Source organism: Wolbachia endosymbiont (group B) of Hofmannophila pseudospretella (genome assembly GCF_964028515.1).
Classification (GTDB): domain Bacteria; phylum Pseudomonadota; class Alphaproteobacteria; order Rickettsiales; family Anaplasmataceae; genus Wolbachia.
Window position 1 is genome coordinate 795,893 of record NZ_OZ034788.1, and the last position, 24,861, is coordinate 820,753.

The 24,861-nt window shown below is 32.9% G+C and carries 25 protein-coding genes and 2 tRNA genes; 20 read left to right on the forward strand and 7 right to left on the reverse strand.

Translation table 11 applies throughout. The features are described 5' to 3' along the window. Positions 1-115: 115 nt before the first annotated feature. Together tilS and ABWU24_RS03680 are read right to left on the reverse strand one after the other, a co-directional pair. The gene (tilS, locus tag ABWU24_RS03675; protein WP_015588037.1) at positions 116-1,411 is read right to left on the reverse strand and encodes a tRNA lysidine(34) synthetase TilS; all 1,296 of its coding nucleotides are present in this window, start codon (positions 1,409-1,411) and stop codon (positions 116-118) included. Between the two features lie 139 nt (positions 1,412-1,550). Next, positions 1,551-2,030, reverse strand: a complete 480-nt coding sequence (locus ABWU24_RS03680; RefSeq protein ID WP_264330627.1) for an OmpA family protein — start codon at positions 2,028-2,030, stop codon at positions 1,551-1,553. Positions 2,031-2,304: 274 nt separating this feature from the next. Between ABWU24_RS03680 and ABWU24_RS03685 the strand changes: the two genes are divergently transcribed. The 9 genes from ABWU24_RS03685 to ABWU24_RS03725 all read left to right on the forward strand — a co-directional run bounded on the left by ABWU24_RS03685 (position 2,305) and on the right by ABWU24_RS03725 (position 10,755). Continuing rightward, positions 2,305-3,723: a carboxypeptidase gene (locus ABWU24_RS03685; protein ID WP_341815578.1), complete on the forward strand. Its 1,419-nt coding sequence runs from the start codon at positions 2,305-2,307 to the stop codon at positions 3,721-3,723. Positions 3,724-3,743: 20 nt separating this feature from the next. After that, positions 3,744-4,811: a rod shape-determining protein gene (locus tag ABWU24_RS03690; RefSeq protein WP_015588040.1), complete on the forward strand. Its 1,068-nt coding sequence runs from the start codon at positions 3,744-3,746 to the stop codon at positions 4,809-4,811. Positions 4,812-5,035: 224 nt separating this feature from the next. Beyond that, the gene (gene mnmA, locus ABWU24_RS03695) at positions 5,036-6,148 is read left to right on the forward strand and encodes a tRNA 2-thiouridine(34) synthase MnmA (RefSeq protein WP_341816072.1); all 1,113 of its coding nucleotides are present in this window, start codon (positions 5,036-5,038) and stop codon (positions 6,146-6,148) included. A gap of 112 nt (positions 6,149-6,260) precedes the next feature. Further along, a complete protein-coding gene (locus ABWU24_RS03700) occupies positions 6,261-7,538 on the forward strand; it encodes a hypothetical protein (RefSeq protein ID WP_341815579.1) in 1,278 nt (425 codons plus the stop codon). An 83-nt stretch (positions 7,539-7,621) separates the two neighbouring features. Next, the gene (gene ppa / locus ABWU24_RS03705) at positions 7,622-8,128 is read left to right on the forward strand and encodes an inorganic diphosphatase (protein WP_341815580.1); all 507 of its coding nucleotides are present in this window, start codon (positions 7,622-7,624) and stop codon (positions 8,126-8,128) included. Between the two features lie 98 nt (positions 8,129-8,226). Further along, a tRNA-Ser gene (locus ABWU24_RS03710) sits at positions 8,227-8,317 on the forward strand. A 113-nt stretch (positions 8,318-8,430) separates the two neighbouring features. Continuing rightward, on the forward strand, positions 8,431-9,558 hold the full coding sequence (locus tag ABWU24_RS03715) for a SurA N-terminal domain-containing protein (protein ID WP_341815581.1): 1,128 nt from the start codon (positions 8,431-8,433) through the stop codon (positions 9,556-9,558). Between the two features lie 41 nt (positions 9,559-9,599). Further along, positions 9,600-10,220 carry an oxidoreductase gene (locus ABWU24_RS03720; protein ID WP_135353046.1) on the forward strand — a complete coding sequence of 207 codons (621 nt, stop codon included), beginning with the start codon at positions 9,600-9,602 and terminating at the stop codon, positions 10,218-10,220. After that, positions 10,204-10,755: a 5-formyltetrahydrofolate cyclo-ligase gene (locus ABWU24_RS03725; RefSeq protein ID WP_341815582.1), complete on the forward strand. Its 552-nt coding sequence runs from the start codon at positions 10,204-10,206 to the stop codon at positions 10,753-10,755. Before ABWU24_RS03720 ends, ABWU24_RS03725 begins: the two co-directional genes overlap by 17 nt. 566 nt (positions 10,756-11,321) lie before the next feature. Here ABWU24_RS03725 and ABWU24_RS03730 read toward each other — a convergent pair. Beyond that, entirely contained in the window at positions 11,322-12,353 is a 1,032-nt protein-coding gene (locus ABWU24_RS03730; RefSeq protein WP_135353045.1) for a hypothetical protein, read from the reverse strand. 140 nt (positions 12,354-12,493) lie between these two features. On the opposite strand from ABWU24_RS03730, the gene elbB reads away from it, so the two are divergent. The 9 genes from elbB to dapA all read left to right on the forward strand — a co-directional run bounded on the left by elbB (position 12,494) and on the right by dapA (position 19,286). Continuing rightward, on the forward strand, positions 12,494-13,192 hold the full coding sequence (elbB, locus tag ABWU24_RS03735; protein WP_341815583.1) for an isoprenoid biosynthesis glyoxalase ElbB: 699 nt from the start codon (positions 12,494-12,496) through the stop codon (positions 13,190-13,192). A gap of 137 nt (positions 13,193-13,329) precedes the next feature. Beyond that, positions 13,330-13,638, forward strand: a complete 309-nt coding sequence (locus ABWU24_RS03740; RefSeq protein ID WP_015588049.1) for a hypothetical protein — start codon at positions 13,330-13,332, stop codon at positions 13,636-13,638. A gap of 66 nt (positions 13,639-13,704) precedes the next feature. Then, positions 13,705-14,631 (forward strand): 4-hydroxy-3-methylbut-2-enyl diphosphate reductase, encoded by a 927-nt coding sequence (ispH, locus tag ABWU24_RS03745; protein ID WP_015588050.1) that lies wholly within the window; start codon positions 13,705-13,707, stop codon positions 14,629-14,631. 259 nt (positions 14,632-14,890) lie between these two features. Next, entirely contained in the window at positions 14,891-16,351 is a 1,461-nt protein-coding gene (locus ABWU24_RS03750; RefSeq protein WP_015588051.1) for a hypothetical protein, read from the forward strand. Between the two features lie 4 nt (positions 16,352-16,355). Continuing rightward, positions 16,356-16,964 carry a hypothetical protein gene (locus tag ABWU24_RS03755; protein WP_015588052.1) on the forward strand — a complete coding sequence of 203 codons (609 nt, stop codon included), beginning with the start codon at positions 16,356-16,358 and terminating at the stop codon, positions 16,962-16,964. Further along, on the forward strand, positions 16,961-17,758 hold the full coding sequence (locus ABWU24_RS03760; protein WP_341815585.1) for a hypothetical protein: 798 nt from the start codon (positions 16,961-16,963) through the stop codon (positions 17,756-17,758). Before ABWU24_RS03755 ends, ABWU24_RS03760 begins: the two co-directional genes overlap by 4 nt. A gap of 12 nt (positions 17,759-17,770) precedes the next feature. After that, positions 17,771-17,844: transfer RNA gene (locus ABWU24_RS03765), tRNA-Arg, on the forward strand. Between the two features lie 68 nt (positions 17,845-17,912). Beyond that, entirely contained in the window at positions 17,913-18,395 is a 483-nt protein-coding gene (gene ssb, locus ABWU24_RS03770) for a single-stranded DNA-binding protein (protein ID WP_015588054.1), read from the forward strand. Positions 18,396-18,404: 9 nt separating this feature from the next. After that, complete coding sequence (dapA, locus tag ABWU24_RS03775; protein WP_341815586.1) at positions 18,405-19,286, forward strand: 4-hydroxy-tetrahydrodipicolinate synthase; 882 nt, start codon at positions 18,405-18,407, stop codon at positions 19,284-19,286. A gap of 134 nt (positions 19,287-19,420) precedes the next feature. Here dapA and ABWU24_RS03780 read toward each other — a convergent pair whose 3' ends face one another. After that, a complete protein-coding gene (locus ABWU24_RS03780; RefSeq protein WP_341815587.1) occupies positions 19,421-20,398 on the reverse strand; it encodes a quinone oxidoreductase family protein in 978 nt (325 codons plus the stop codon). A 56-nt stretch (positions 20,399-20,454) separates the two neighbouring features. On the opposite strand from ABWU24_RS03780, the gene ABWU24_RS03785 reads away from it, so the two are divergent. Beyond that, on the forward strand, positions 20,455-21,219 hold the full coding sequence (locus ABWU24_RS03785) for an ankyrin repeat domain-containing protein (protein WP_341815588.1): 765 nt from the start codon (positions 20,455-20,457) through the stop codon (positions 21,217-21,219). 44 nt (positions 21,220-21,263) lie between these two features. Here ABWU24_RS03785 and ABWU24_RS03790 read toward each other — a convergent pair whose 3' ends face one another. The 3 genes from ABWU24_RS03790 to ABWU24_RS03800 form a co-directional block, all read right to left on the reverse strand. Continuing rightward, a complete protein-coding gene (locus ABWU24_RS03790) occupies positions 21,264-21,800 on the reverse strand; it encodes a cytochrome c oxidase assembly protein (RefSeq protein ID WP_341815589.1) in 537 nt (178 codons plus the stop codon). Further along, positions 21,801-22,523, reverse strand: coding sequence for a Bax inhibitor-1/YccA family protein (locus ABWU24_RS03795; RefSeq protein ID WP_353274467.1), 723 nt, complete (start codon positions 22,521-22,523; stop codon positions 21,801-21,803). Positions 22,524-22,724: 201 nt separating this feature from the next. Further along, entirely contained in the window at positions 22,725-23,912 is a 1,188-nt protein-coding gene (locus tag ABWU24_RS03800; RefSeq protein WP_353274469.1) for a cysteine desulfurase family protein, read from the reverse strand. Between the two features lie 134 nt (positions 23,913-24,046). Between ABWU24_RS03800 and ABWU24_RS03805 the strand changes: the two genes are divergently transcribed. Next, the gene (locus tag ABWU24_RS03805) at positions 24,047-24,745 is read left to right on the forward strand and encodes an alpha/beta hydrolase (protein ID WP_353274471.1); all 699 of its coding nucleotides are present in this window, start codon (positions 24,047-24,049) and stop codon (positions 24,743-24,745) included. Positions 24,746-24,861 lie beyond the last annotated feature (116 nt).

Genomic DNA, 24,861 nt, shown 5'->3' on the forward strand with positions numbered 1-24,861 from the left:
TACATCAGGATAAGCAACCACCTTTCCATTTTTCTCACTGTTGGAAAAGAGTAGTAAACTTTAGAAAAATAATTACAAATTTAAAAAATCTTGCCCCACTCATTGTAATCCTTAATTAAATATCAGTTAACTTTAGCAAATTTTCCTTTATTATACTGGCAATAAAATATTTAATCTCGTCATCACTAGTGCTCTTACTATTATGTTTCATACATGGATAAGCAAACATCTTTCCATCTTTTAGCACTACAGGTAAAGAGTAAAAAATTTCAGGGCAGCAGTTATAATCTTTTAGAAATTCAGGAATTTTTTGCGTTTTTTTTAGCGGAGCAATAGTTACTGAACACTTCTGATTGCTAAGTATTGTACAGCTAAATCTATTGTCCCATTCAATAGGGACATTTAATGTTAGGTGTACAGTAATTTCCTGTATCTTTGATGATTCTCTCATTATCAAGATGCTCTCTCCATATTTTCTTATTTTGCACCCAGAGAGTGTACAGTTAATATCACTATCTTTTTGCGATATTTTGTTAAATATTGTGATAAGGCTACGGTACCTTGGTTTATAGTGCTTGTTGACAATTGCCATTATAGAATAAAGAAGAAGCCTTAAAGCTATTTCCTCTGGCAGTTTATAAAGTTCATCTAATTTAATTTCAATATAACCAAGATCATGAATATTAACGCAGTCATTAAGTGCAAGGCGTGTGTAGTGCATCAACGCTTTTGCAGCTCTTTTCATATGAAGTGCTGTAAGGCATATTCGCTCTGTTAGAACATCTTGATTATCACTTGCTTTAAGTAAGTTACGGTATAAAGTTCGTCTGTATTTTAAGTCATAATTGCTTCTATCTTCGATCCATCTTAATTGGTGAAGTTTAGCATACTTTTCTATTTCACTACGACTAAAATTTAACAACGGCCTAAATACATAAATACCATTTAAGAAATACTTGTAGTCCATTGATGATAATCCATCTACTCCACTACCCCGCTCTAATCTCAACAAGAACGTTTCTGCTTGATCATTTTTGTGGTGAGCAACAAATAAATATTTAACATTATTATTTTTACACCATTTTGTTAATAAGTTATACCGTGCTTTTCGTGCCTGCAACTGAATATTGCCTTTAATATTTTTCTTCTCCCAATTTAATATGAATGATTCCTTTGCCCCAAGTTCTTTTGCATAGCTTACAGCAAAATCAGCTTCTTTTTGAGATTCTAAACGTAACCCGTGATTTACTGTTAATGCTGTAGGAAGTGAAGGTTTATTTTTTTTTGCCCAATTAATCATTAAGTGCAATAAAACTACACTGTCTACACCACCTGATACTGCAATCGCAACTTGATTATCATGAAAAGCAAACTTATTAACTATATTTTGAAATGACAGCTCCAATCGCATTATGTTTCTTGACGGTTAGGTAGTTTATGTCTCTCTACATTATACCGCTACGGAACTTCAATACAAGCAAACTAACAATCTGTGCAAAGGATTTGTACACTGCATCATCCCAGTGCTCAGCACTGGGATGCGGAGGAGATTAACTTTTGATCCCAGAGAATGAAAATTCTACTCTACGATTTTTAGCATGCTCTCTCTCATACTTGGAATTTCTAGAATCATCTTTTACATTAACCAAAGGCTCAGTTTCACCTTTAGAAGCAGTTTTTATTCTATTTTCTAGATAAGGTGTACAGCTGACCATAAATTTTTTAGCTGCATCTGCTCTTCTAGCTCCTAGTGCAAGATTATATTCGTGAGAACCACGATTGTCAGTATGACCAGTTAAAGTGACCTTTGCGTCAGGATTATTTTGTAACACTTCCATCACGTCAAGTAATGCATCTGCACTCACTTCACTGATACTAGATTCATCATAACCAAAGAAAACTCTTTTATCACCTATCTGCTTAACAACAGCATTCATTTTATTTGTCGTATTTACTCCTTTTTTAGGGCAAGAACTTACACCAGTAAGCAGTAAACAAAAACAACACATTATAATCAGTCTACTCCACATCACTAAACCTCCATAAATTTAAAATATAGTGCGTAATTTTAATTTTAGTATTAATAATCACTCTATACTAGAATAGAGTCAAGGGAAATAAAATACTAAATGTTTTCTTTACAATCTTATAATTAACTTTCTGATAAGATGCTCAATTCTTAGCAATGAAGTACAATAAAAGAATAAAAGTACAATTTTTTATTGTACTTTAAGCAAATATACTTTTAACTTTATTATTAATCTATTACGATATTAAGTAGATGTTTCAAAGCAATGAATAAAAATGAGATCTTATAAGTTTTTAGAGGAAGTATTACATAAGGTAAGGAATATCGAAAACACACTAAAACTACTAAGCAAAAGCCAATTGAATGTAGAGGACAAAGTTGAACAAATTTGTCTTCTAGAGGAAATCAGACATGAAATTATCTCTCATGATGCAATAAAGGAATCATTAGCGAATGCTCTTAGGAATAAAAAGAGTGCGAATATTCAGCAGCTAAAGTTAATAGAGGGGATACACAAAAGCAGCAGTGCTATTCCTGTTGATTTAGTAAAATCTTTGTCCAAAGCTAAGATTGAATGCCAAAACTTATGGAGGCTAACTAATTCTGAAATTAGTAACTTAGAAAAGCTGAAAGAATGCTTTACTAACCTAATTAAGCTTACTCGTGAAGCAGCTTCTATAAAATCGCAGCAATTAAAGCGCTCAAACTATGAGTCATTGCTTGCTGACTATGACTCTAATATCACAGAAAAGAACATAAAGGAAATATTTCCTAAGCTAGGTAAATTTTTTAGTGAAAATGTAGAGAAAGTAACTCAAAAGCAGAAGAAGGATAAAGTTACTAATATACAAAAAGTTACGGTTCAGAGACAGATTGAACTTGGTTCCTTATTCTTACAGCAAATGAGTGTTACACCAAATGAGATTTCCATTTCTTATCACGATCCTATCGATTATGATGAATCTGACCTTTGTTATGGTTTATTTTTACTTTTACGGCATACTGGTTATGCAATTCATCAAAAATGTTTAGCGCAAAATTCTATAAAGAGCTCAATTACGAAACATATTATGTATGAAACTCAAGGGTTATTCATGGAAAGGATCATTGGAACATCCAGAGAATTTATTGAGTTCATTCAACCACATATAAAGGAGAAACTTTCTACAAAAGGCAAAATTAATAGTAGTGTTGAAAATTTGTATTTGATTTTCAATAAAGTAAATCTTTCATCTTTTTTGAAGAATGCGGATGAATTTAGTTTATTGGCTCACATTATGCTAAGAACTAAATTAGAACAAGATCTAATAAATGGTACGTTAGAAGTTAAAGATCTACACGATAAATGGTTGGAAGGTATGAAGCATTACAAGATTTCAGTAAAAGCTAAAAATGAGCTAGACACTTATTTTCAAGATGAGTATTGGATAAGTGGTGTTATAGGCTACTTTCCTATTAAAGTCATAGCATTAATCTCTGCTGTGCAGTTTTTTTCTTTCATTAAGAAAAATCATTACGAATTTTTAGATTCTATAGTAAAAGGAGATTTCAGTTTACTTATCGATTGGTTCTCTAAAAATGTATATAGTGCAAAGTATGGCTTTTTGGAACAGCTAAAAAAGGTAACAGGTAGGGATTTAGATATTGAGTGCTACACTAGTTACTTATCTGAAAAGTATAATTTGTCTCAATAAATGGTTTTCTTGAGTTGTGTATGAGTTTTGTTCAGAATTTAATCAGAAATTTTTTTACTTTCAAAGGTTTATTTGCTAGCGATATTGCTATAGATCTTGGTACTGCAAATACTTTAGTTTATCAGAAAAATCAGGGGATAGTGCTTGATGAACCCTCAGTTGTAGCAAGAGTAAAAGAAAAAGGAAGTTACGTTCCTTATGCTTTTGGCAAAAAAGCTAAGATGATGCTCGGAAAAACACCTGGAGAAATAGAAGCGATCAGGCCCTTGAAAGACGGAGTTATTGCTGATTTTAAAAGCGCGGAAGAAATGTTAAAATATTTCATACGCAGCGCAAACACAAGATTCACTGTTAATAAGCCTAGTATTATCATATGTGTTCCATCTGGATCTACCCCAGTTGAAAGGCGTGCTATACAAGATGCAGCAGAAAGTGCTGGTGCAAATGAAGTATTCTTAATTGAAGAACCAATGGCTGCAGCAATTGGGGCTGGACTTCCAGTTACCGAACCTGAAGGTTCTATGATTGTTGACATAGGAGGTGGTACAACTGAAGTTGCAATTATTTCTTTAGGTGGAATTGTTTATTCACGTTCTGCCAGAGTAGGTGGTGATATTATGGATGAGGCAATAAAGTCATACATTCGTGAAAATCATAAGTTATTGATTGGTGAAACAACTGCTGAAAAAATTAAGAAAAATGTCGGTTCAGCCAGTCTGCCAGTTGAAAACAACAAAGAGGGAATGATAATTAAAGGCAGGGATTTAGTGAGTGGTATGCCAAAAGAAATGTTTTTATCAGAATATCAAGTTGCAGAGAGCCTAATAGAGCCTATACATCAGATAATTTCTGCTATTAGAACTGCACTGGAGAGTACTCCACCCGAACTTTCTTCTGATATAGTTGATAGAGGAATAATTTTATCTGGTGGAGGTGGGTTATTGCGCAACTTGAGTAAAGTTATTAGTGAAACAACAAAATTACCAGTTCGTGTTGCAGATGATCCACTTTGTTGTGTCGCCCTGGGTAGCGGAAAAGTACTTGAAAACATGGACTATTTTGGCCATGTTTTATTCAAGCAAGATTAAATTGTTTTTGAAGGCAGTTTATCGAATTGTTTTGATGGAATTATGTAATATAAATGAGATCCCAGCGTCACACACCAAGTAATTTAAAGGCAACTTCCAGCAGGAAATGTCATCCCAGCGCTTGACACTGGAACTTGACTACAAATAAGTATGCTGTTTCGATGAAATTGTGTAATAGAAACTGGATTCCAGTGCTTGACACCAGGTTTGTGTTTATAAATTATATGCTAAAAGAATTTGAAATTGAACCTTTATTAAAAGATAAAGCTCCGCATCAAACTAAGGCTATTGTTGCAATGTCCGGGGGAGTTGATAGCTCCGTTGCTGCAGCACTGCTGTATAACCTTGGGTACGAAGTGATAGGTGTGACTCTTCAGCTATATGGCACTGATGGCAATGCTAATGCAAGAAAAGGCGCATGCTGCGCTGGACAAGATATTTATGACGCCAAACGCGTAGCTGAAAGTGTTGGCTTTCCTCATTATATTTTAAATTACGAAGAAACATTTCAAAAGGAAGTAATAGAAGATTTTGCGAATACTTACATGCGTGGGGAAACCCCCATACCATGTGTAAGATGTAACCAAACAGTAAAATTCCGTGATCTATTGCAAGTCACAAAAAATCTTGGTGCGGATGTGCTCGTAACAGGACATTACGTAAGAAGATTAGAAGAAAATGGTGAGGTAAAGTTGTGCAGAAGTATTGATAAAAGTAAAGATCAAAGTTATTTTTTGTTTGCTACAACTGAGGAGCAGTTAAAGCTTTTGCGATTTCCACTAGGTGGGTTCTATAAAAGTGATATAAGAAAATTAGCAAAATATTTTAGCTTACAAATCTCTGAAAAGCCAGATAGTCAAGATATATGCTTTGTTTCCGAAAGCTATAGTAAAACAATAGCTAAATTAGCTCCACAATCTGTACAGAAAGGTAAAATAGTAGATATTCATGGAAAAGTGCTAGGTGAGCACAGCGGCATAGTAAATTTTACAGTGGGGCAGAGAAGAGGTCTCTGCATTGCACAAAGTGAACCTCTTTATGTAGTAAGAATTAATACAGAAAATAATGAGGTTGTAGTGGGTCCAATCAACGCGCTAATGCAAAAAAAGATATTGGTCAAAGAGTTAAATTGGTTAGAACAACCAAAAGAAGGCATGGAAGTAACTGTGAAGCTCAGGTCATCACATGCAGGAAGCTTAGCGACAATATATTCAACTGACGAAAAGAACAAAGCCTGTGTAATTTTAAACGACGATTACTTTGGCATCAGCCCTGGTCAAGCTTGTGTAGCATATAAGGGCGAACAAGTTATCGGTGGAGGGTGGATATGCTCTTAACTTGGTAACTTAATTTTTTAATGTAAAATGTAAACATACAATAAAATTTATTGCTATTTTAGCCCACACCTTGTATACTATAAAGATAATTATTATACTGTGGGCTAGAGGAATGGTTAAAGAAGTTGAAAAATTAATAAGAATTGTTGGTAAGGGCAATTTATTGGAAGCTGTATTCATTCGTGAAGGCAGTTTTCAACATGCTAACTTACATAACTGCATGGATCACAGAAATCATATAGGCCTATCTAAATTCATTAATAAAGAAGAACAAGAACCATTAGACAAATATTTTAACTTAAAATTTAGTTTACAAGGACTGTTTTTAATTTATGTTCAAGCTTATAGAGTTCTTGCAGAAAATGCTCAGCTCGATACTCAAGAAGTAATTGATAAAATATATGCTGCAGTTGAAAGTGGAAGAATGTCTACCACTTATAACGCACTAGGGGAATTGCTAGAAGAAATTGTAGATCAAGTAGAATTGACAGAAGATCAAAAAAAACTGAAGCTTCTTAGTATTTTAGCAAATCCGAAAGGTGAAACTTTATTTAACAATAATAATGACTTTGAGAAACAAGTACTTAATAATGTTAAAAAGTTATTAAAAATAAATTACGCAAATGAATTTGATAAAGAATTCAGCTTATGTAAAGAGGTAATAAATCATTATTATTCCATACATGATATAAAAGTCGATAAAGACATAGCATTACTGTTTTCTAGTTATGGTATATTTTCTACATGTACTGGAAATAGAGATATTTTATCACTCAATCAATATATTAATGAGAAAGCTAGAGTAATCAACACACCACTGTATTACAGTTACATTTTGAAGTTAATAAACGTATTAAGTAAAATTGAGTTACCACATAGAAATGGGTTCACTAAGTATACACTTAATTATAGAGGTATAAGTGAATTGAACGGGACATTTACAGCTGCAAGAGAGCAAGACAGTCAAGATTCTCTATATCCTAAAAATATCAAACGTACTCTAGAGCAACTACTAAAAAACCAAAATAGTGATGCATTTGAACAATTAGTAACAAACCCTGAGAATACGTATTACTCAGTGCCGCAAAGTGAATGCAGACTAAACTCTACTATCAGTAACAAAAAAAACAAAAATCATAAAAACACATTTTGTAAATTAGCTTTAGGCATGTTTATATTATCTGTTGGATTATATGCTGCTGACTATTTCCTTATGGAACAAAAGTTATTTAACTCAATGAATCCACAAACTAATCTAATAATTGCTGCAGTGCTGACTATTGTGGTAATATATGCCTTATTTCAACTACTACAAGATCCTCCACATTCAGCGGTCAAGGATACAACTACTAAAAGCTTTACAAATGGTCCCATGCAACTCAGCCATTAATGAGTTTCTACATATAGATGATAAATGTAGCACTTTTAAAGCGTATGCTATATAATCTTTTCTCTTGAATAAAGAGGTAATCGATGGATTTAAGTAAAATAAAGATAAATTCAGATGAAATAAATGTAGTAATTGAAATAAGTGCAAATGCTCATCCCATAAAGTATGAATTTAATAAAGAGCTCGGGTTACTACGAGTTGACAGATTTTTGTCTACTTCAATGACTTATCCTTGCAATTATGGATTTGTACCAAATACATGTGCAGGTGATGGTGATCCTGTGGATGTTTTGGTGCTCACTCAATTTCCTTTAGCGCCTGGAGTTTTGATATCGGTGCGTCCAGTGGGTGCATTACTAACTCAGGATGAAAAAGGAGAGGATGAAAAAATATTAGCCGTACCTATCTCCAGTGTTGATAGCTATTATGACAATATAAAGAACCATTCTGACTTACCTAAAAATCTACTAGATAAAATTGCTCATTTCTTTTCTCATTATAAAGATTTAGAAAAGGGAAAAACGGTAACAGTTGGAGAATGGGCTAATGTGGAAAAAGCAAAAGAAATCATTGAGAAAAGTAAAAATTAATTTGCATTAGAGCTGCTTAAAAAAATATTGTTGTTTTTAACATTGCGTTTAAAAGCATTAGACAGGCAGTAAAGGTCTTGATATTATAGTAATAATTTGGAAGGGTGGCCGAGCGGCTGAAGGCGGCGGTTTGCTAAACCGTTATACGATTGAAAAGTCGTATCGAGGGTTCGAATCCCTCTCCTTCCGTGTATTACTGTTTAGGTATTTATTGCAGTGGTTTTCTCTCTTTCACTATTAAAAGTTAGCTAGCATTCACTCAGTATTTATTATAGAATTGGTTATTAGCTGAATAGCCTTATATGCATAAAATATTAATTTTACTATTAATAATGTTGCCGCTTAGGTTACTTGCAACCGAGATTGAAATTGTTGCAGATGTAAATGGTGAGCCAATTTCAAATTTAGATATCGAAAGACGCATCAACTTTATAAATTCATTGCCTGGTAATCAGAGTGTTAATCGTGAAAAAGTAAAACCTCAAATCCTAAGACAGCTCATAGATGAAATCATCATTGTTAGCGAAGCACAGAAGATGAATATAGAATTGAGCAACGAGGAGTTAAATAATGCTGTCACGTTATTCTTAACTCAAAGTTTAAAACTTGAGGCTGATGAAGTTGATCAATACGTAAAAAAGCATAATATAGATCTCAATACCCTAAAAAAACAAGTAAAGTGTCAGCTGCTGTGGAACAAGATTATTGAAGTAGGAATTGTACCGCTTATCAATATAAGCGATAAAGAAGTGGATGACATAAGAAAACAAAAAGAGAAGCCTGATTACCTTATTAAGTTTCAGGAATTTGTAATTCCTGATCAAAAAATGGCTGAAGATTTAGTAAAAAAATTACGTACCAGTAATAATCCAGAATCTTCAATAAAGATGCGCAAAGCAACCGTTAATTTAAGTCAGCTAAAAGGTACTCTCAAGGACGTTTTGGAAAGATTAGAAATCAATGACGTAGCAGGTCCGATTAGTTTAAGCGAAGGTTACTCTATTATAAAAGTCATAGATAAGGTACAGCTCGATCATACACTGCTGGAAAGTATTTTAAAAGTAAAACAAGTTGTGGTTAAAGATTCAGAAAATTTACTCTCTAATTTTAAGGAGCAAAAGGTCAGTTGTCTAAATTTTGACAAATTAGCAGACGATTTCAAATTGCCAAGCGCAAAAGAATTTAAAATAAAAATGCGAGATTTAAATCCTGATTTACAGATTTTATTTAGTAAAACAAGTACGAATGAAATAGTAGAATTAAGAGAAAATAGCACTGCAAAGCTAATGATGTTATGTGATATCAAGAGTAATCCAGTGAATATAGAAGCAATCAAACAGGAAATGTATCAACAAAAGATTATTATACAAAGCAACCTGTTATTGGATAATATGCGTAAAAATGCAGCTGTGAGTTATCGATTTAATTGAAGCTAGAGAATATTTTTCGTTTTTTACTCTATAAAAAGTTTATGAAGAATATAATGCTGATTGGTGGCGGAGTTGGAAATGCAGTATTATTTTCGATAGGAAAAGCTTGTCTTGAAAACAATCATAAGGTTTTATATTTCGCTGGCTATAAAAAATTAAGTGATGTATTTAAACGAGCGCTGATAGAACGCGCATCAAACGTGACAATTTGGGCATGTGAAGAAGGATTGATAGAAACAAGCAGAGAACAGGATAAATCCTTTCATGGCAATATAATTGATGCAATAGTTTCTTATCAACGAGAAAAGGTAGATATTAATTTGAACACTATAGATAAAATCATCACTATTGGTTCTGATAAAATGATGAAAGCTATAAATGAAGCTAGAAAAACAATTTTAAAGCCATATCTGAAACCAAAACACATAGCAATATCATCAGTTAACTCTCCTATGCAGTGCATGATGAAAGAAATCTGCGCTCAATGTATTCAGCAACACATAAATAAGGAAACAGGAGAAATAAGTTTTGTTTATAGTTGCAGTAATCAAGACCAGGATATGGAGCTTGTTGACTTTGATTTTTTAAGTGAGCGCTTGAAGCAAAATAGTTTACAAGAAAAGCTCACTGCAAAATGGATAGAACATGTTCAAAGACACTAAACAGCACAAAGAGGAACTAAGGAAGCAATATAGAACCATAAGAAAAGATGTTGATGAAAGTTATTCTAGTTATGCAGCAAATTCTCTTATTAATCTCTTTAACAAAAACTTAAGTTGCGTTAAAGGTAAAACAATAGCAGCTTACATTCCAACAGACGGGGAAATTAATGTTGTGCCTTTGATGCATCATTTACTCGATTTAGATTATAAAGTAGCAGTCCCTAATAAAAACAAGTTATTAAAATTCGAAGAATTGAATAAAGCAGATGAAGATATAATCCCCGATACAATCATTACTCCTGTTATTGCTTTTGATGATCATTTTAATAGGTTAGGTTTTGGCGGTGGTTGGTATGATGAAATGATAAAAAAATTACGGCCACTTGGAAAAATATTTATAGGTGTAGCCTATGAGAAGCAATATTGTAAAAATTTACCTGTGGAAAAACACGATCAAAAATTGGATATTATAATTACTGAGATGTGTGTTAGACTTGAAAGCAGGTTGCTCAAGAAAATGGATAGAAAGGAGTAGCATAGTCTCCCTCTTTCTGATAGTCATTGCTTATCTGTTCAGATGCATGCAAATATTGAAACCTGTCTTGTCATCAGAGTAGCTGACACTGGGATCCAACTAAGTTGGTAAACACTTTACAACGTTTTTTGCACAAAAGGACTGGATTCTAGCGTCACGCGCTAGAATGACATCAACTTTCGAATTCCAGTTATGCAAGAAATCTATTCATTTGAAACTTGTTTGAGAAACGTAGCTATAAAAACCGCAGGTACCAGTTGGTTTTTATTAGCTAAAGTAAAGGTCAAATATCTGGAATTCTGGACATAAAATCCCCCTGTAAAAAAGATTAGAAAAAAATGCAGCGCACATATGACAGAAATTAAGTATACCCTGAAGAGGATACGCTACATTTTTTTATGAGTTTAATAAAAAGGTCTGCAGACAAAGATAGATTTTTGAGCTCTAAAAATATCTATAATTGTCATTATAATCAGATTTAAAATATGCGGAAGTAATTTTTTGTGTCCGCTTAGCAGGGTGGCAAAATAAGATAGACAGATACATTAAAACGCTCTTCAAATGTATCAACCCACTTCTTTCCCTTCTTCACTCACTTGTTCAAGATTTGGGTTCTTCACTTCAGGACTTGGCTTCATTTTCTGAGCTTTCTCATTAACTTTTTCTTCTACCTTCTCTATTTTACCCTCACCAATTGCCATAATTGCAGGTTGAAATTGATCTATAAGATCATCAAATGGTTTTTTATCATCTAGATGAGTACTGAGGCCCTTTTCCAGAAGTCTGATCATATCAGCTTCTGAAAAATTTTCAATAGTTCCATTCTTTACTAACTCTTGTATAGCAGATTGCTGCCCTTCATTTCGAAGCATTTCTACTATCTTGTTCTGATTCTTAGCTTCTTCCATGCTTTGCCCTGCTTTTAACTTACTATCGTCTGCAATACCTGCAAGCAATTCACTACGTAATCTATCAAAATTATTCTCTCTTGCTTGAATTGTAGGCAATTTATCTATTAAATCCTTATATGAACTTTTCACTGCTTTTCCTGCTTCAATCGCACCTTCTTTTATTTTTTCCCCTGCCTTTCCTATACCTATTCCTACATAACGTCCTCCAATAGCCACAAGCGCTATTAATGTGGCAAGCACAATAAGCGGAGAAAATGCTGCTCCTAATACCATTACAGCAGAAGCCATTCCAATTTTTTCATTTGCAGATGCTGATTTAAAATAATTGACTAGATTGTCCAGTGGACCTTTATTATTATTTATAACATTACCTATTGCTTGCTGATTAACAGATTTTAATGCACCTTCTATTATTTTTGAGTTAACACTTTCAGGAGTTAAACCTTTAAGCCCTTCTTCAATGAATCTTATAAATAATTCTTTGTTGACCTCCTTTTGCAAGCCTTGGTCATTAATCGCTAAACCTAAATCTTTGAGGTTCATCCCTTTAACTTGTTCTGATAGGGCTTCAAACAACTTCCTTTTTTCTTCCTGTGAGAACTGTACAATGCTTTCTATTATATCTGAAATAGCTTTTTTTAGTTCTGGGTAGTCAATGTCAAAAAACGTACTGTTTGTAGGTTCCATATTCAACTTCATCAACTATAAACATGCCTAATTATATATACTAATTATTAATTATATTATAATTGACATAAAATAATTACTCCTTTCCAAATATGGAATTTGTATTACAATACCTAGATTATATGAAATCAAGGTATTTTATGGGTGAGAAAAAATTAAGAGCTGCTGTGGTTTTATCAGGATGCGGCCACCTCGACGGCACAGAGGTGAGAGAAGCAGTCTTAACTCTGCTTGTGTTTGATCAGCAGGAAGTTGAAGTCACGTGCTTTGCTCCTAATGTTGATATCACACAAGTTATGAATCACAAAACAAAAGAAGCAGTAAAAGAAAAAAGGAATGTACTTGTAGAAGCAGCAAGAATTGCAAGAGGTGAGATAAATGATTTAAGAGAAGCTAAAGCTGAAAATTTTGACATGCTAGTCGTACCTGGTGGATATGGAGTTGCGAAAAATTTATCTGACTTAGCTGAAAATAAAACAGTAATGCCTGAGTTTGAAAGATTAGTCTCAGAGTTCTTTGTTGCAAAAAAGCCAATAGGAACTATATGTATATCTCCAGCCATTATTGTTTTAATTTTAAGTAGCAAGATGGGTAAAGAAGAAAGTAAGATTAAGGTAACTATAGGAGACGACAAAGACCAGCTGATAGAAAAGCTCGGCGGCGAACATATAACATGCGATACAAAGCTATCAATAGAAGACGAAAAGCATAATATATTTTCCTGCTCTGCTTATATGCGTAGTGATGAAAGTACACACTCTGTATATCAAGGAATAAAACACATGATTGACAGTATGGTGAAAAAAATTAATAAAAAAACCAAACAACCATTTCTCTAAAGTGTAGTTTCTTATACAATTAATTATGTTATACTTTCAGTTGCATTATTGTTGTAGCCAAAGTAATCTGTAATTGCTTATTAACAGTAAGCTATATTTAGTATGTAAGTTTAGTTCTTTTTTTTATAGATGTAAATATGTCAGACCTTTTTTATATTGAAAGTGAGTGTTGTGTAGATGGTCAGTGTGATACTTATGCAGGAGAAGTGAGTATTAATGATGTCATGTTGGGCAAGTTTAGTCTAAATTCATACAGTGGGAAAAAAGCTATAATAAATCTAGACATCGCTACATTCGATATCCATATTGCCATGGATGACCAAAATGGAAGGACAATAACAAGAGACCTCAAGGGTCCTGAATTTGTAATTAAAGATGACGGTTCCTGGTATATTAATAAGAATCTTGGTAATGATAAATTTGAAATTATAGTAAAGCAGTCATGATATGAAACATAGTGAGCGGAGCTTACTTTTTAGCAATGTTTACATACTTACTTGATTTGAAAAAAAATGGAGATTATCTTAGCTGAGCCACGCGGTTTCTGTGCAGGGGTTAAAAGAGCTGTAGACATATTAGCAATCACTTTAGAGAAATACAAAAATGAACGCCAAGTTTATGTACTACACGAAATCGTTCATAATAAGTATATAGTAGAGGATTTCAAGAAACAAGGAGTGGTTTTTGTAAGCAGCATAGAAGACATTAAAGACAATAGAGGAATATTGATCTTTAGCGCACATGGAGTGTCGAAAAGTATAGAGGATGAGGCAAAAAGAAAGGGTGTTCAAGTGATTGATGCAACATGTCCATTAGTTAGCAAAGTACATAAAGAGGCAAAAAGGTATGAGGATAGTGGTAAAGAATTAATTCTAATTGGACATGAAAATCATCCAGAAGTTAAAGGAATTATGGGAAGAGTAAGTAATCCTATATCTCTAGTGCAAACTATGCAAGACGTATACAATTTACAAATCAAAGATCCAGATAATTTATCTTATGTAACACAAACCACGTTAAGTATTGACGATACCAAAGAAATTATTGCTACACTGAAGCTCAGATTTCCAAGCATTACAGGCCCCGACTTAAAAGATATATGCTATGCAACACAAAATAGGCAGAACGCTGTTAAAAAATTGGCTAAAATTACAGACGTAGTGTTAATTGTAGGAAGCAAAAACAGTTCAAATTCAAACCGTTTATTAGACCTGTGTATTTCCAGAGGAAAAAGAGCCTATTTGATTGATAATTATAAATGTATGAACAAAAATTGGTTGCAGGGCGCAGAAAAAATAGGAATTACTGCAGGTGCTTCTGCTCCTGATATATTAGTTGATGAGCTAGTAAATTACTTAAAAATAAATATGAATACAAAAGTTTCAGTCATGCCAGATGGATTCACTGAAAATGTTCAGTTCAAGTATACTAAATGGTAATGTGCAACAAAGTGCGTCAAATCAAGTCTTTAGCTCAATTCAATTTTCAGTCTGTTGGAGAATAAAATATCAAGCTGAGATATAATTAATCCTCGTTTGTCAGGTTAAGTTGTGTCTAGCACAGAAACATTAAAATATAAAAAACCTTCACCATACAAAAGGGTTAATATTACTACTAATTTTATCAAAAACTTATAATATAAGTCATATTGTCATCTAATGTTTAATGAATTTCAATAAATTACCTTTTTAATTCTAGATGAGTATACACTTTGTTAATATGTTTGGGTCAAAACCCAAAAGTAAGTTTATGCTTTCTATAGGAAAAGAAGGCACAATGTTACTATATTTTAAAAATAATACTTTAAATAAAAGATATTTTGCTAAGGACAAAAATAATAAAGCTGTTTCTGACTTAATTTTATGTCTCTCATCAGATAAAAAAGCATCCTTATATCTGGTTCTCAATCACACTGATCAGAACTATTTGCTACAGTCTATCCCAAGAGTAAATAGGATTAGTGCTTATCTATCAGCAAAAACAAAAGTAGAGCATTTTGCTCATAATAACGATATAAATTCTATTCTCTTGGTCGAAAAGCCGAATAAATTTAATCAAAACTGGTGGTATCTATTTGTTTCATCAAAAGCAAATCATTTAATAGAATATTGGTTGGACGTGTTTGTTGAAATAGGCTCTAACTTTAAAGGAATATTAATGTTTCCTATAGAACTAGTCAGTATAGCAAAAAAGATTCTACACAAAGATCCTAGTAACTGGAAAATTATAGTTGCTGCAACTAAAACAGGTGGCTATAGACAAGTGGTTCTTAAAGAGAACAAAATGATATTTACACGTTTAATACCATTTACTAATGATAATTTACCAGGAATCATTGCTGGTGAAATATATCAGGAAGTGAAAAATACAATTCAATCTTTAACTAAGTTTGGATTTGAAAAAAATGACCCTATCGACCTTTGCATCATAGTATCAGAAGCTATTAAATCTAGTTTATCAGTTATAAATTTTTCAGAGAATAGTGTGAACATATTGACTCCATATGAGCTAGGTAAACTATTGGGAGCAGAATTAGCTATATGCGAAAAAGATAGCTTTTGTGATACTACAATTTTGTTCCATAGCTTTAAGAATAAGCCAATAAATATTTTTAACACAAAAGAAACTAAAGAATTTTATCTATTTAATTATCTTTATTTAAATTCTCCTCAAAATTTTCTATACCTACTCTTGGTTTTAGTTGTAATTAACACCTTTTGTTTGCAAAATTTGTATTCAAATTTTAATGTTGCTGATAATTTATCTGCAAAGCGGAGTGCTTTAAATAACAAACTAATAAAACTTAGCCAAAGCTATAATGTAAAAAAGATAGATGAAGTTTACGATTTTATTAATATCAATAATATTTTATCAAAAATAGAATACTCTCCTCTCATACAGGTTAAGTATGTAGAAAAGCTAAAAGTACCAGATGTAGAGCTTGAATTATTTGAGTGGAATTATAATGAGGCAAAAAGTTATATTACCACAACTTTAAGGTTTAATTTTCAATCTGGTCAAGACATTTCTTATCAATACGAGAAACTACAGAAAAATTTAAACGATAATTTCCGTACTCATGATATTAGTATTTCTAGCTTACCCACTACTAAAGAGAAAAATCTATCTATTGATGTTGAAATAGGAGAGGCAATGTAGATTGATGACTATCTCTCAACTAAAAAGAAAAGCTACAATTCAGTGCATATATTATTTATTGTTATCTATTGTATTAATAGGGTTATCAACGTGTTTTATTCTCTATAACAAAAAGGTTTATAATAAAAATCAAACTGCAGCTGAGGAAATACACTCTATTAATTTACAGATCATTGAAATTCAAAAGAAAGAAGTCGTTCTAAATAAAAACCTAGACTTATGGAAAAGAATTTCTTCTTCAAACTTACATAGTAGCAGATATGTTACAAATTTAAATTTTGAGCTTCACAAGCTATATAAAAAACACTACATGTTAGAACCTGAAATATCAATTTCTATACCTGAAGAGGCTGAACTCCACAATAAAAGTGAACGTACAAAAGTAATAAGAAGTGAAGTGGTTCTAAATTTAAGCTCAATTAGCGATAAGCATATTTTTTTATTTCTACAGTCCATTCCAAATCTTCCTGGTTATGTTATGATCAGATCTCTTACCTTGAATAAGCAGAGAAATATAGATTCTGCAGCTATAAACCAGATTTTAAGTGGTAATATGATAGAGATAGTGAGAGCTAGTATAGTTTTTGATTGGTATACCATATTAAGTAGATGAATATAAAGTTGTTTTTTATTTTTACGCTGCTATTTTTTAATGTTAGTGCATATTGCAATTGTGAAGATCTTGTAGAAAATATAGGGATTTGTAAAAAATATTCTTGCCAACAGCATATTAGTGATGAAGATTTTATTGAGCATAAAATATTAGGGTTAAATAGTGAAAATTTATGTGTATATATAGAAAGACAAGGCAATGATGAAATGGTCTGTCATTATTCCAATAATGGAATGATTATAGAAAAGAAGTACTTAAAAAGTATTTTAAAAGTTGGAAATCAAGAAATAAATGATTTCATTGATATAGCAAATTTGCGTGCGAAGGAGTGTTTTTTTATCAACAATTATAAACTAAGCTATATAGATCGAGACGATATAATAAAAGAGGCAGCAGAGAGTACTTTATCGCAATATGGTAGCATAAAAAGCATTTTTTTTGATGAAGAACAGGTTAATAGAATAGTTAGTGAGATGGAAAAGTTTAACTTACAGTCTTCAGGAGTTACAGAGGAAGAAAATTTCAATTGTAAAGTAGTCAGTTTAGATTCAATTTTATACTTTTCCCCTGATACATGGAAAATATGGGTAAATGGAAAGTTGTTTATAAATACTAAGGATTTAAAAGTGCACTCAGTAACTGAAAATTATGTAACTTTTTCATGGGCTGTAAACCAAAAGATAACAAAAGAAAGGATAAGCAATTCTAAAAATGTAAATTTTGGACATGAAGGTATTATGTTTACTCTTTATCCAGAACAAAAATTTGATTTAGACAGTTTATCTATTAAATAATCTAATACATCTGCGCTTGTAGCTCAATTGGATAGAGCGTTGCCCTCCGGAGGCAAAGGTCGTGGGTTCGAATCCCTCCAAGCGCGTTTCTAATTAAATTTGACAATAATACTCTCACATAAGATAATAAAGAGATTTATTTTAAAGCATAATTATGTCTAGTGGTACTATAAATAAAGTCATATTAGTTGGTAATTTAGGAAAAGATCCTGAAATTAGGACTACACAAAATGGAAAAGAGATGGCAAGTTTTTCAATAGCCACTTCTGAAAGTTGGACTGACAAATTTTCTGGTACTCGCTCTGAAAAGACAGAATGGCATAATATTGTAATTTTTAGTGAAGGACTAGTAAAAATTGTTAAAGACTTTGCACGGAAAGGTAGTAAAGTGTACGTTGAAGGCTCTCTGAGAACTAGAAAATGGACTGACCAAAATGGTACTGAAAAGTACACAACAGAGGTGGTGCTATACAACTTTAATAGTGCCCTTACCCTTTTAGATTCACGAAACAGTATGTCAAACTCTGATTACAAGCCAAGTGAATACAAACAAAATGAAACAGAACAAAAAGATAAACACGGAAGTTTTGATAACGATATAAAAGACGAACTAATCGATGATGAAATACCATTTTAATAACTTCAATTGAAACCTACATTTTTATGGACTGCTTGTGTTACTCCTTTTAATTCTAATGGAGATAGCGTAGATTACCAAAGTTTGCAGTGCTTGCTTGCAATGCAGGCTCAAGCTAAAAATGGTGTAGTGTTGCTCGGTAGCACCGGTGAAAGTTTATCACTTTCTGAGTATGAAAAGCGTACATTAGTTAAATTTGTATGCAAGCTAAAATTAAACACCAAAATTATAATTGGTGTGCCAGGAGTGAATCTATATCAGACTCTTGAATGGCTTGATTTTTGCAAGGGTATGCCTATTCATGGCTATCTAATGACAACTCCCATTTACACAAAGCCTGGAATCATGGGGCAGATTTTATGGTTTGAAAAGCTGCTTGAGAAAGCACATGTGCCAGCCATGCTTTACAATATTCCATCAAGAGCAGGAGTGAGTCTTCATGCTGAAACTGTACGCAACTTATTCAGCCATGAAAAATTTTGGGCTATAAAAGATTCAAGTGGAACTGTTGATACTTTAACTAAGTATAAAAAAGTTGCTCCAAATATTGAGGTATTTTGTGGAGATGATAATATGATACCCGATATGGCTGCTAAGGGTGCGGCTGGTCTGGTTTCTGTTGCTGCTAACACTTGGCCACATATAGTACATGAATATGTTAAGCAATGTCTGAGTAGTAAAAACTCTCAGGTAGATGTGTGGAAACAGACTTGTGAAGCGTTATTTACCGCCAGTAACCCAATACCTACTAAAGCACTCTTGCATGATATTGGGCTTATAAAACACAAAACTGTCCGCCTACCACTCAGCGCAGAAGATTTGCCTTCTATTGAAACATTGAGGCAAGCTAATAAAATGATTCTTAGGTGGAAAGAATTGACTAATGGCTAGGACTAGAAACACAAACTAAACATCATCAACTTCCACACCTGCATCAAATGAATTTACTGGTTATGACAGAATCAATCATGTGAAATCCCTGTTGATATGACTTAATGAATAACTATTTTAAGTTACCAATTTATTTAAGAAACTTTGATAATATTTATCCCACTTACTTTTCTATTTTCCATGTCACAATGAGCCTCTATTATTTCATCAAATTTATATTTTTTATTAATTCGTACAATTAAAAGTTTTTTTCTTATCATTTCAAAAATTTCCATTGCAGTAAGCACTAATGTAAATTTATCATGCTTATAGTGATATATCGAAGTTCCAGCTGCAAATAACGAACGCGAACTAAGTAAAGAGAAATTAATAGGAGCATTACCTGATATCTGCCCATAGGAAACATATATGCCAAACTTACCCAAAGATTCAAAAGAGAGCTTGCTTGTAGCGTAACCTATAGGGTCATACACTGCACCTACTCCTCTATTTTTCGTAATCTCCATGATTTTAGAAACGAAGTCTTTATCATTGTAGTTTATTGCGTATGTGCAGCCACTTTGTAAAGCTATCTTCATTTTTTCGTCAGAGCTTATAGAACCTATCACTATACCTTTTTTATCCTTTGCCCATTGGCATATTATTTGCCCCAAACCACCATTAGCTCCATGAACTAGTACAAAAGCACCAGGCCTGATTTTATAAGATTGATTAACTAAATAGTGAGCTGTCATACCTTTAAACAATACTGCAGCAGCAACTTCATCAGGTATATCATTCGGAATTTTTATCAAATATTTCTGGTGTACAATGCGCTTTTCACAATATGCCCCTGGAAGAGCTGTGCAATATCCAACTCTATCTCCAACCTTAAATCCATCACTAATTTTTTTACCAAGCTTTTCAACAACTCCTACTGCCTCTACTCCAAGTACTGATGGCAAATCTTTAATTTTGCGTATACCTTTTCTATGTTCTAAATCATAACGATTTAAGCCGATAGTTGTATGACGTATTAAGACTTCCTCATCTTTTGGCTCACCTACGCTCTTATCTACAAATTCTAATACTTCTGGCCCCCCAGTTTTTTTAATTTGTATAGCTCTAACCATGATAAATGTAAGACAAAAACTTTAATTATGTTATCTAGCAATTAATATTTTGCAAAATGTTATTTAGAGTTTATACACTACATGAGCGTATTGTTAATAGTTTTGAGGCACAAATTATCATGAACAGAGAAATTTGGCTTTATGGTGTTTTATTCAACGTGTTGTGCAAAGTGGATGAAGATAATGATTTGGATGTTAACAATGTAATAAAAAAAATAAAAGAAAGGTTAGAATATAGAATACAAAAATCAGATAAAAAAAGAGATTATTGTAAATATTTATATACTTCTTGGGGAAAAAAAGGATTTGATATTAATCACCAATTTGACTTGAAAGATTATGATGGCTTTCCAATAGATAGTCTTTTTTCTATTGCCATTAATTATAAATTATACACTTTAACAAATTTAGCGCAAGTTTTAATAAAAGCAGGAGCTAATGTGCAAAATGAAAAAGGATATTTACATGCCTGCGTTTTGGCTCGTTCTCCAGATATATTAAAAGCTCTCATAAAAGCGGGAGTAAATGATAACCCAAATGAAAACTATGGTGGAAATACCGCTTTAGACTATGTTGCTAAATTATATGGTAGAGATAAGTCAACGAAATGCAAGGATTGCTGTAAAATTCTAATTGAGCATACATTAGAAAAAAAACCTCACAGTAAAATGCCAGACTCTATAAAAAGTAATAAAGAGTTAACTGAGTACTGGAATGCCTGTAAAGCAAATAGTGAAGAATGGGAATTCGCAATACCAAAAACCGCAATACAAGTACTTAGTGTGCAAAAAGCAAATAAGAGCTCCTGCTCAATTCAATAGATGTATCGTACAACCTTGTTCGGATTACAATAGGAAAAGGTTTGTTATTTAAGCTTAAAAAACGTATATGATAGTGTTATTTCACTTAAATCTTTTGTACTATTGTCACGCATTATTTCAGGGTCTACGTAAAAGGATACAGGCATAGCTGCTTTTTGTTTTGGTAGCAACATTTGCTCTTCAAAACAGAAGCATGCAACTTTATTGAAATATTTACCTGCTTTAAAAGGTGTGACATTATATACTGCCATTCCAAATGAAGATTGATCAGATAAATTTTCTGCATAATAAAATACTAAACTTTTTTGCCCTATATTCGTATCAATGTAGTTAGTTTCTGATTTAAATTCCCAAGGCAGACCGGACATTACATCAGCATTGAAGTAAACCCTGATTTTTTGGTCAGTTGGATTTATTGTCGTATTAGTTGCTTTTCTCGTTGTGCCACCATATCCAGTAGCTTTGCAAAAGATGCTATACAATGGCACCGAAGCATATGCAAGAGATAGCATCAATACCACTAAAGATCCTAGGAGAAAAACTATAGAATTTTTATTGTTTCCCCTTAAAAAGGAAATCATCTAATCCTTATTGTTGAATAAATTAAGTAACCTGAGTAAATTGAGGAATATATTGATGAAGTCAAAGTAAAGATTAGTTGCACCAAGTACTGCCAGCTTAGTAGTTGCAACCTCTGAGCCATAATTATACCTATAATAAACATCTTTGATTCTCTGAGCATCGTATGCGGTCATTAAAGTAAACACTATTACTGACACAAATGATATTGCAAAATAGAGTGGACTACTCCCAAGGAACAGATTAACTATAGATGCAATGATTAATCCCCAGATTCCCATAATCAAAAAAGAACCCATACTGGTCAGATCTTTTTTTGTAGTATTACCATATAAAGCCATAGAACCAAACATGATCGATGTAATGAAAAATGCTCTCGCTATATTTTCTGCAGTATAAATTATAAAGATATGAGATAAAGAAATTCCCATTAAAACTGAGAATAGAAAAAATACAGTAAGTGTTGACTGAGCACTTAGGTGTTGAAGCCTAAAAGACATATAAAACACCAATGCAACTGGAGATAGCATTACCACAAGCGATAGAACAGGATTGGAATAAATCACCTGGAAAAGACCAGAAAATACTGTTAAAAACGCAACAAGCCCTGTAACACTTAAAGCTAAAGCCATATAATTGTATACTTTAGTTAGGTAACTCCTGAGTCCAGCGCTATAATAAACGCCCTGAGAGCGAATATCCTGTTCGTTTTTCATATAAGACATATGTAACTCCTTATTATCTCTTGATGATATATTATAATACAATACAGCGTTTTTATCAAGTATAAAATGACATACTACAATTGAATGGTGTGGTATGCAATTAGAGAATTTCTTCCATAACTATAAGCAAATCGGTTTTCAGCAGCATGTAACTATTATAACAACCTCTGACAATAGAAACTACTTTCACCATCCCCTCTATCATGATTTAAGGGGAATGGTGAAAGTAGTTTTTGCATTTACTAAAGCATTCTTCTTATAGACACTATACCAACAATCCACTATTTTTTCTATGTCTCGCGGTTTAACCTCTGGACCTATACTGATTCTAATTGAACATTCTGCTTGCTCTTTTGTTGCTCCCATTGCAAGCAAAACATGAGAAGGCCCAACTTTTCCAGAAGAACATGCAGAACCATTGCTGACTGCAATATTATTTAAGTCAAAGTGCATGAGCTGCAGATCATTCTTCACTCTCGGCATATAAATGAAACTTGTATTTGGCAATCTTTTAGAATTTTTGCCAAAGATCTTGATATCACTGACAAGACTTAATAACTCACACTCCAATTGATCACGCAGCTTCTCTACTTCATCCATTTTTGATAGAAGGTTTGGAATGTTTTGCAATGCAGCAGAAAGACCTACTATTGCAACAATATTTTCTGTACCACCACGCAATCCTTTTTCTTGCCCACCACCTATTATAGTAGGTTCTATTACAAGCTTTTTGTCAAATATTAAAACTCCACTACCTGCTATACCACCAAATTTGTGAGCAGATAAAGTAAGTAAATCCACTTCTAAATCTTTCATATTTAATTCGATTTTCCCAACACTTTGAGCAGCGTCAGTGTGACAGATTGCCCCGAATTTATGTGCCATTTTAGCTATTTCCTTAACAGGCTGGATAACTCCAGTTTCGTTATTAGCCATCATCACTGAAATTATTACTTTATTCCCTTCAAGTTTGCTTAGAATTTTTTCTAGCTCTAAAAAGTCAACAATACCCTCTTGATTAACGGGTATTATATGTGGATTATATGCAGAATTAAGAATTGAAGGATGCTCTGTAGCTGAAATTACATGCAGATAGCCTTTCATTCCTCTCATGACGAGGTTGTTTGCTTCAGTTGCACCAGACGTAAAAACTATTTCTTTATCATTTGGAACGTCAAGAGCATCACGTACGTTATCTCTTACCTCTTTAAGAATCTTCCTCGCTTCTTGTCCTCTTTTATGCAGCGATGATGGATTTAGTGTTTGTTTTGACAAAATCTCAAGTATACTTTTTTTTACATTTTTACTCACTGGAGCAGTTGCATTATAATCGGCATACACACAATTACTATCTTCCAGAGAGAATAAACTCACAGGCTTATTTTTCACTTACCATCAACCAATTATGTATGTTAACTTTAACACGATAAAAATTTATTGCAAAAACAGCGAAATTAATACATAATTAATAAACAATTTACATTATCAATCCCTGTCAAAACAGGTTTTTATTAGGAGTCATCATGGTAGAAGTCTTTTTAAATAATTCAACAAAAAAGATAGAAGGTAGATACCATCAAAGCAAAGAGGCCAATGCACCGGTTGTGCTAATTTTACATCACCATCCCCAATATGGTGGTAGTATGGATAGTAAGATTATACATAGTATATATGAATCTTTTATCGATAATAACTTTTCTGCATTGACAATTAATTTTCGTGGCGTCGGAAAATCTACCGGAACTTTTGATAAGGGTATAGGAGAATTAACTGATGCTGCAGTAGCTATTGATTGGCTTCAGGAGCATAACTCTAACAACGTTCCAATTTGGATAGTCGGTTTTTCTTTTGGAGCATGGGTAGCTATGCAGTTGACAATGCGCCGTCCAGAGATAGTAAGTTTTGTTGCCCTTTCTCTTCCAGCAACTAAGTACGATTTCTCTTTTCTCTCTCCTTGCCCAGTTCCTGGACTTATAATACAAAGTAATAATGATACAATTTCAGAAGAAAGCGATGTAACAGAATTAGCACAAAGGTTAATAAATTCGGTAAAAAATAACCATATGGAATACCATATAGTAGACGATACCAACCACTTTTTAAGGGATAAAGAAGAGGAAGTAGCTCAAATTATAGATAATTATATAAAACTACGCTTAAATAGTGCAGTCACTTCTTCCAAAAAAGTAAAAAAAGAGATAAGGGTAAAAGAATATGCCTAACTTTACAAATGAGAGAAATGAATGTATTAATATAAATAAAAAAAGTCTTGTTATGTTTAGGCAATTATTATTTCTCGTTTTAGCGATGTTTATGCTGTCAGGATGCTTTCTAAGTA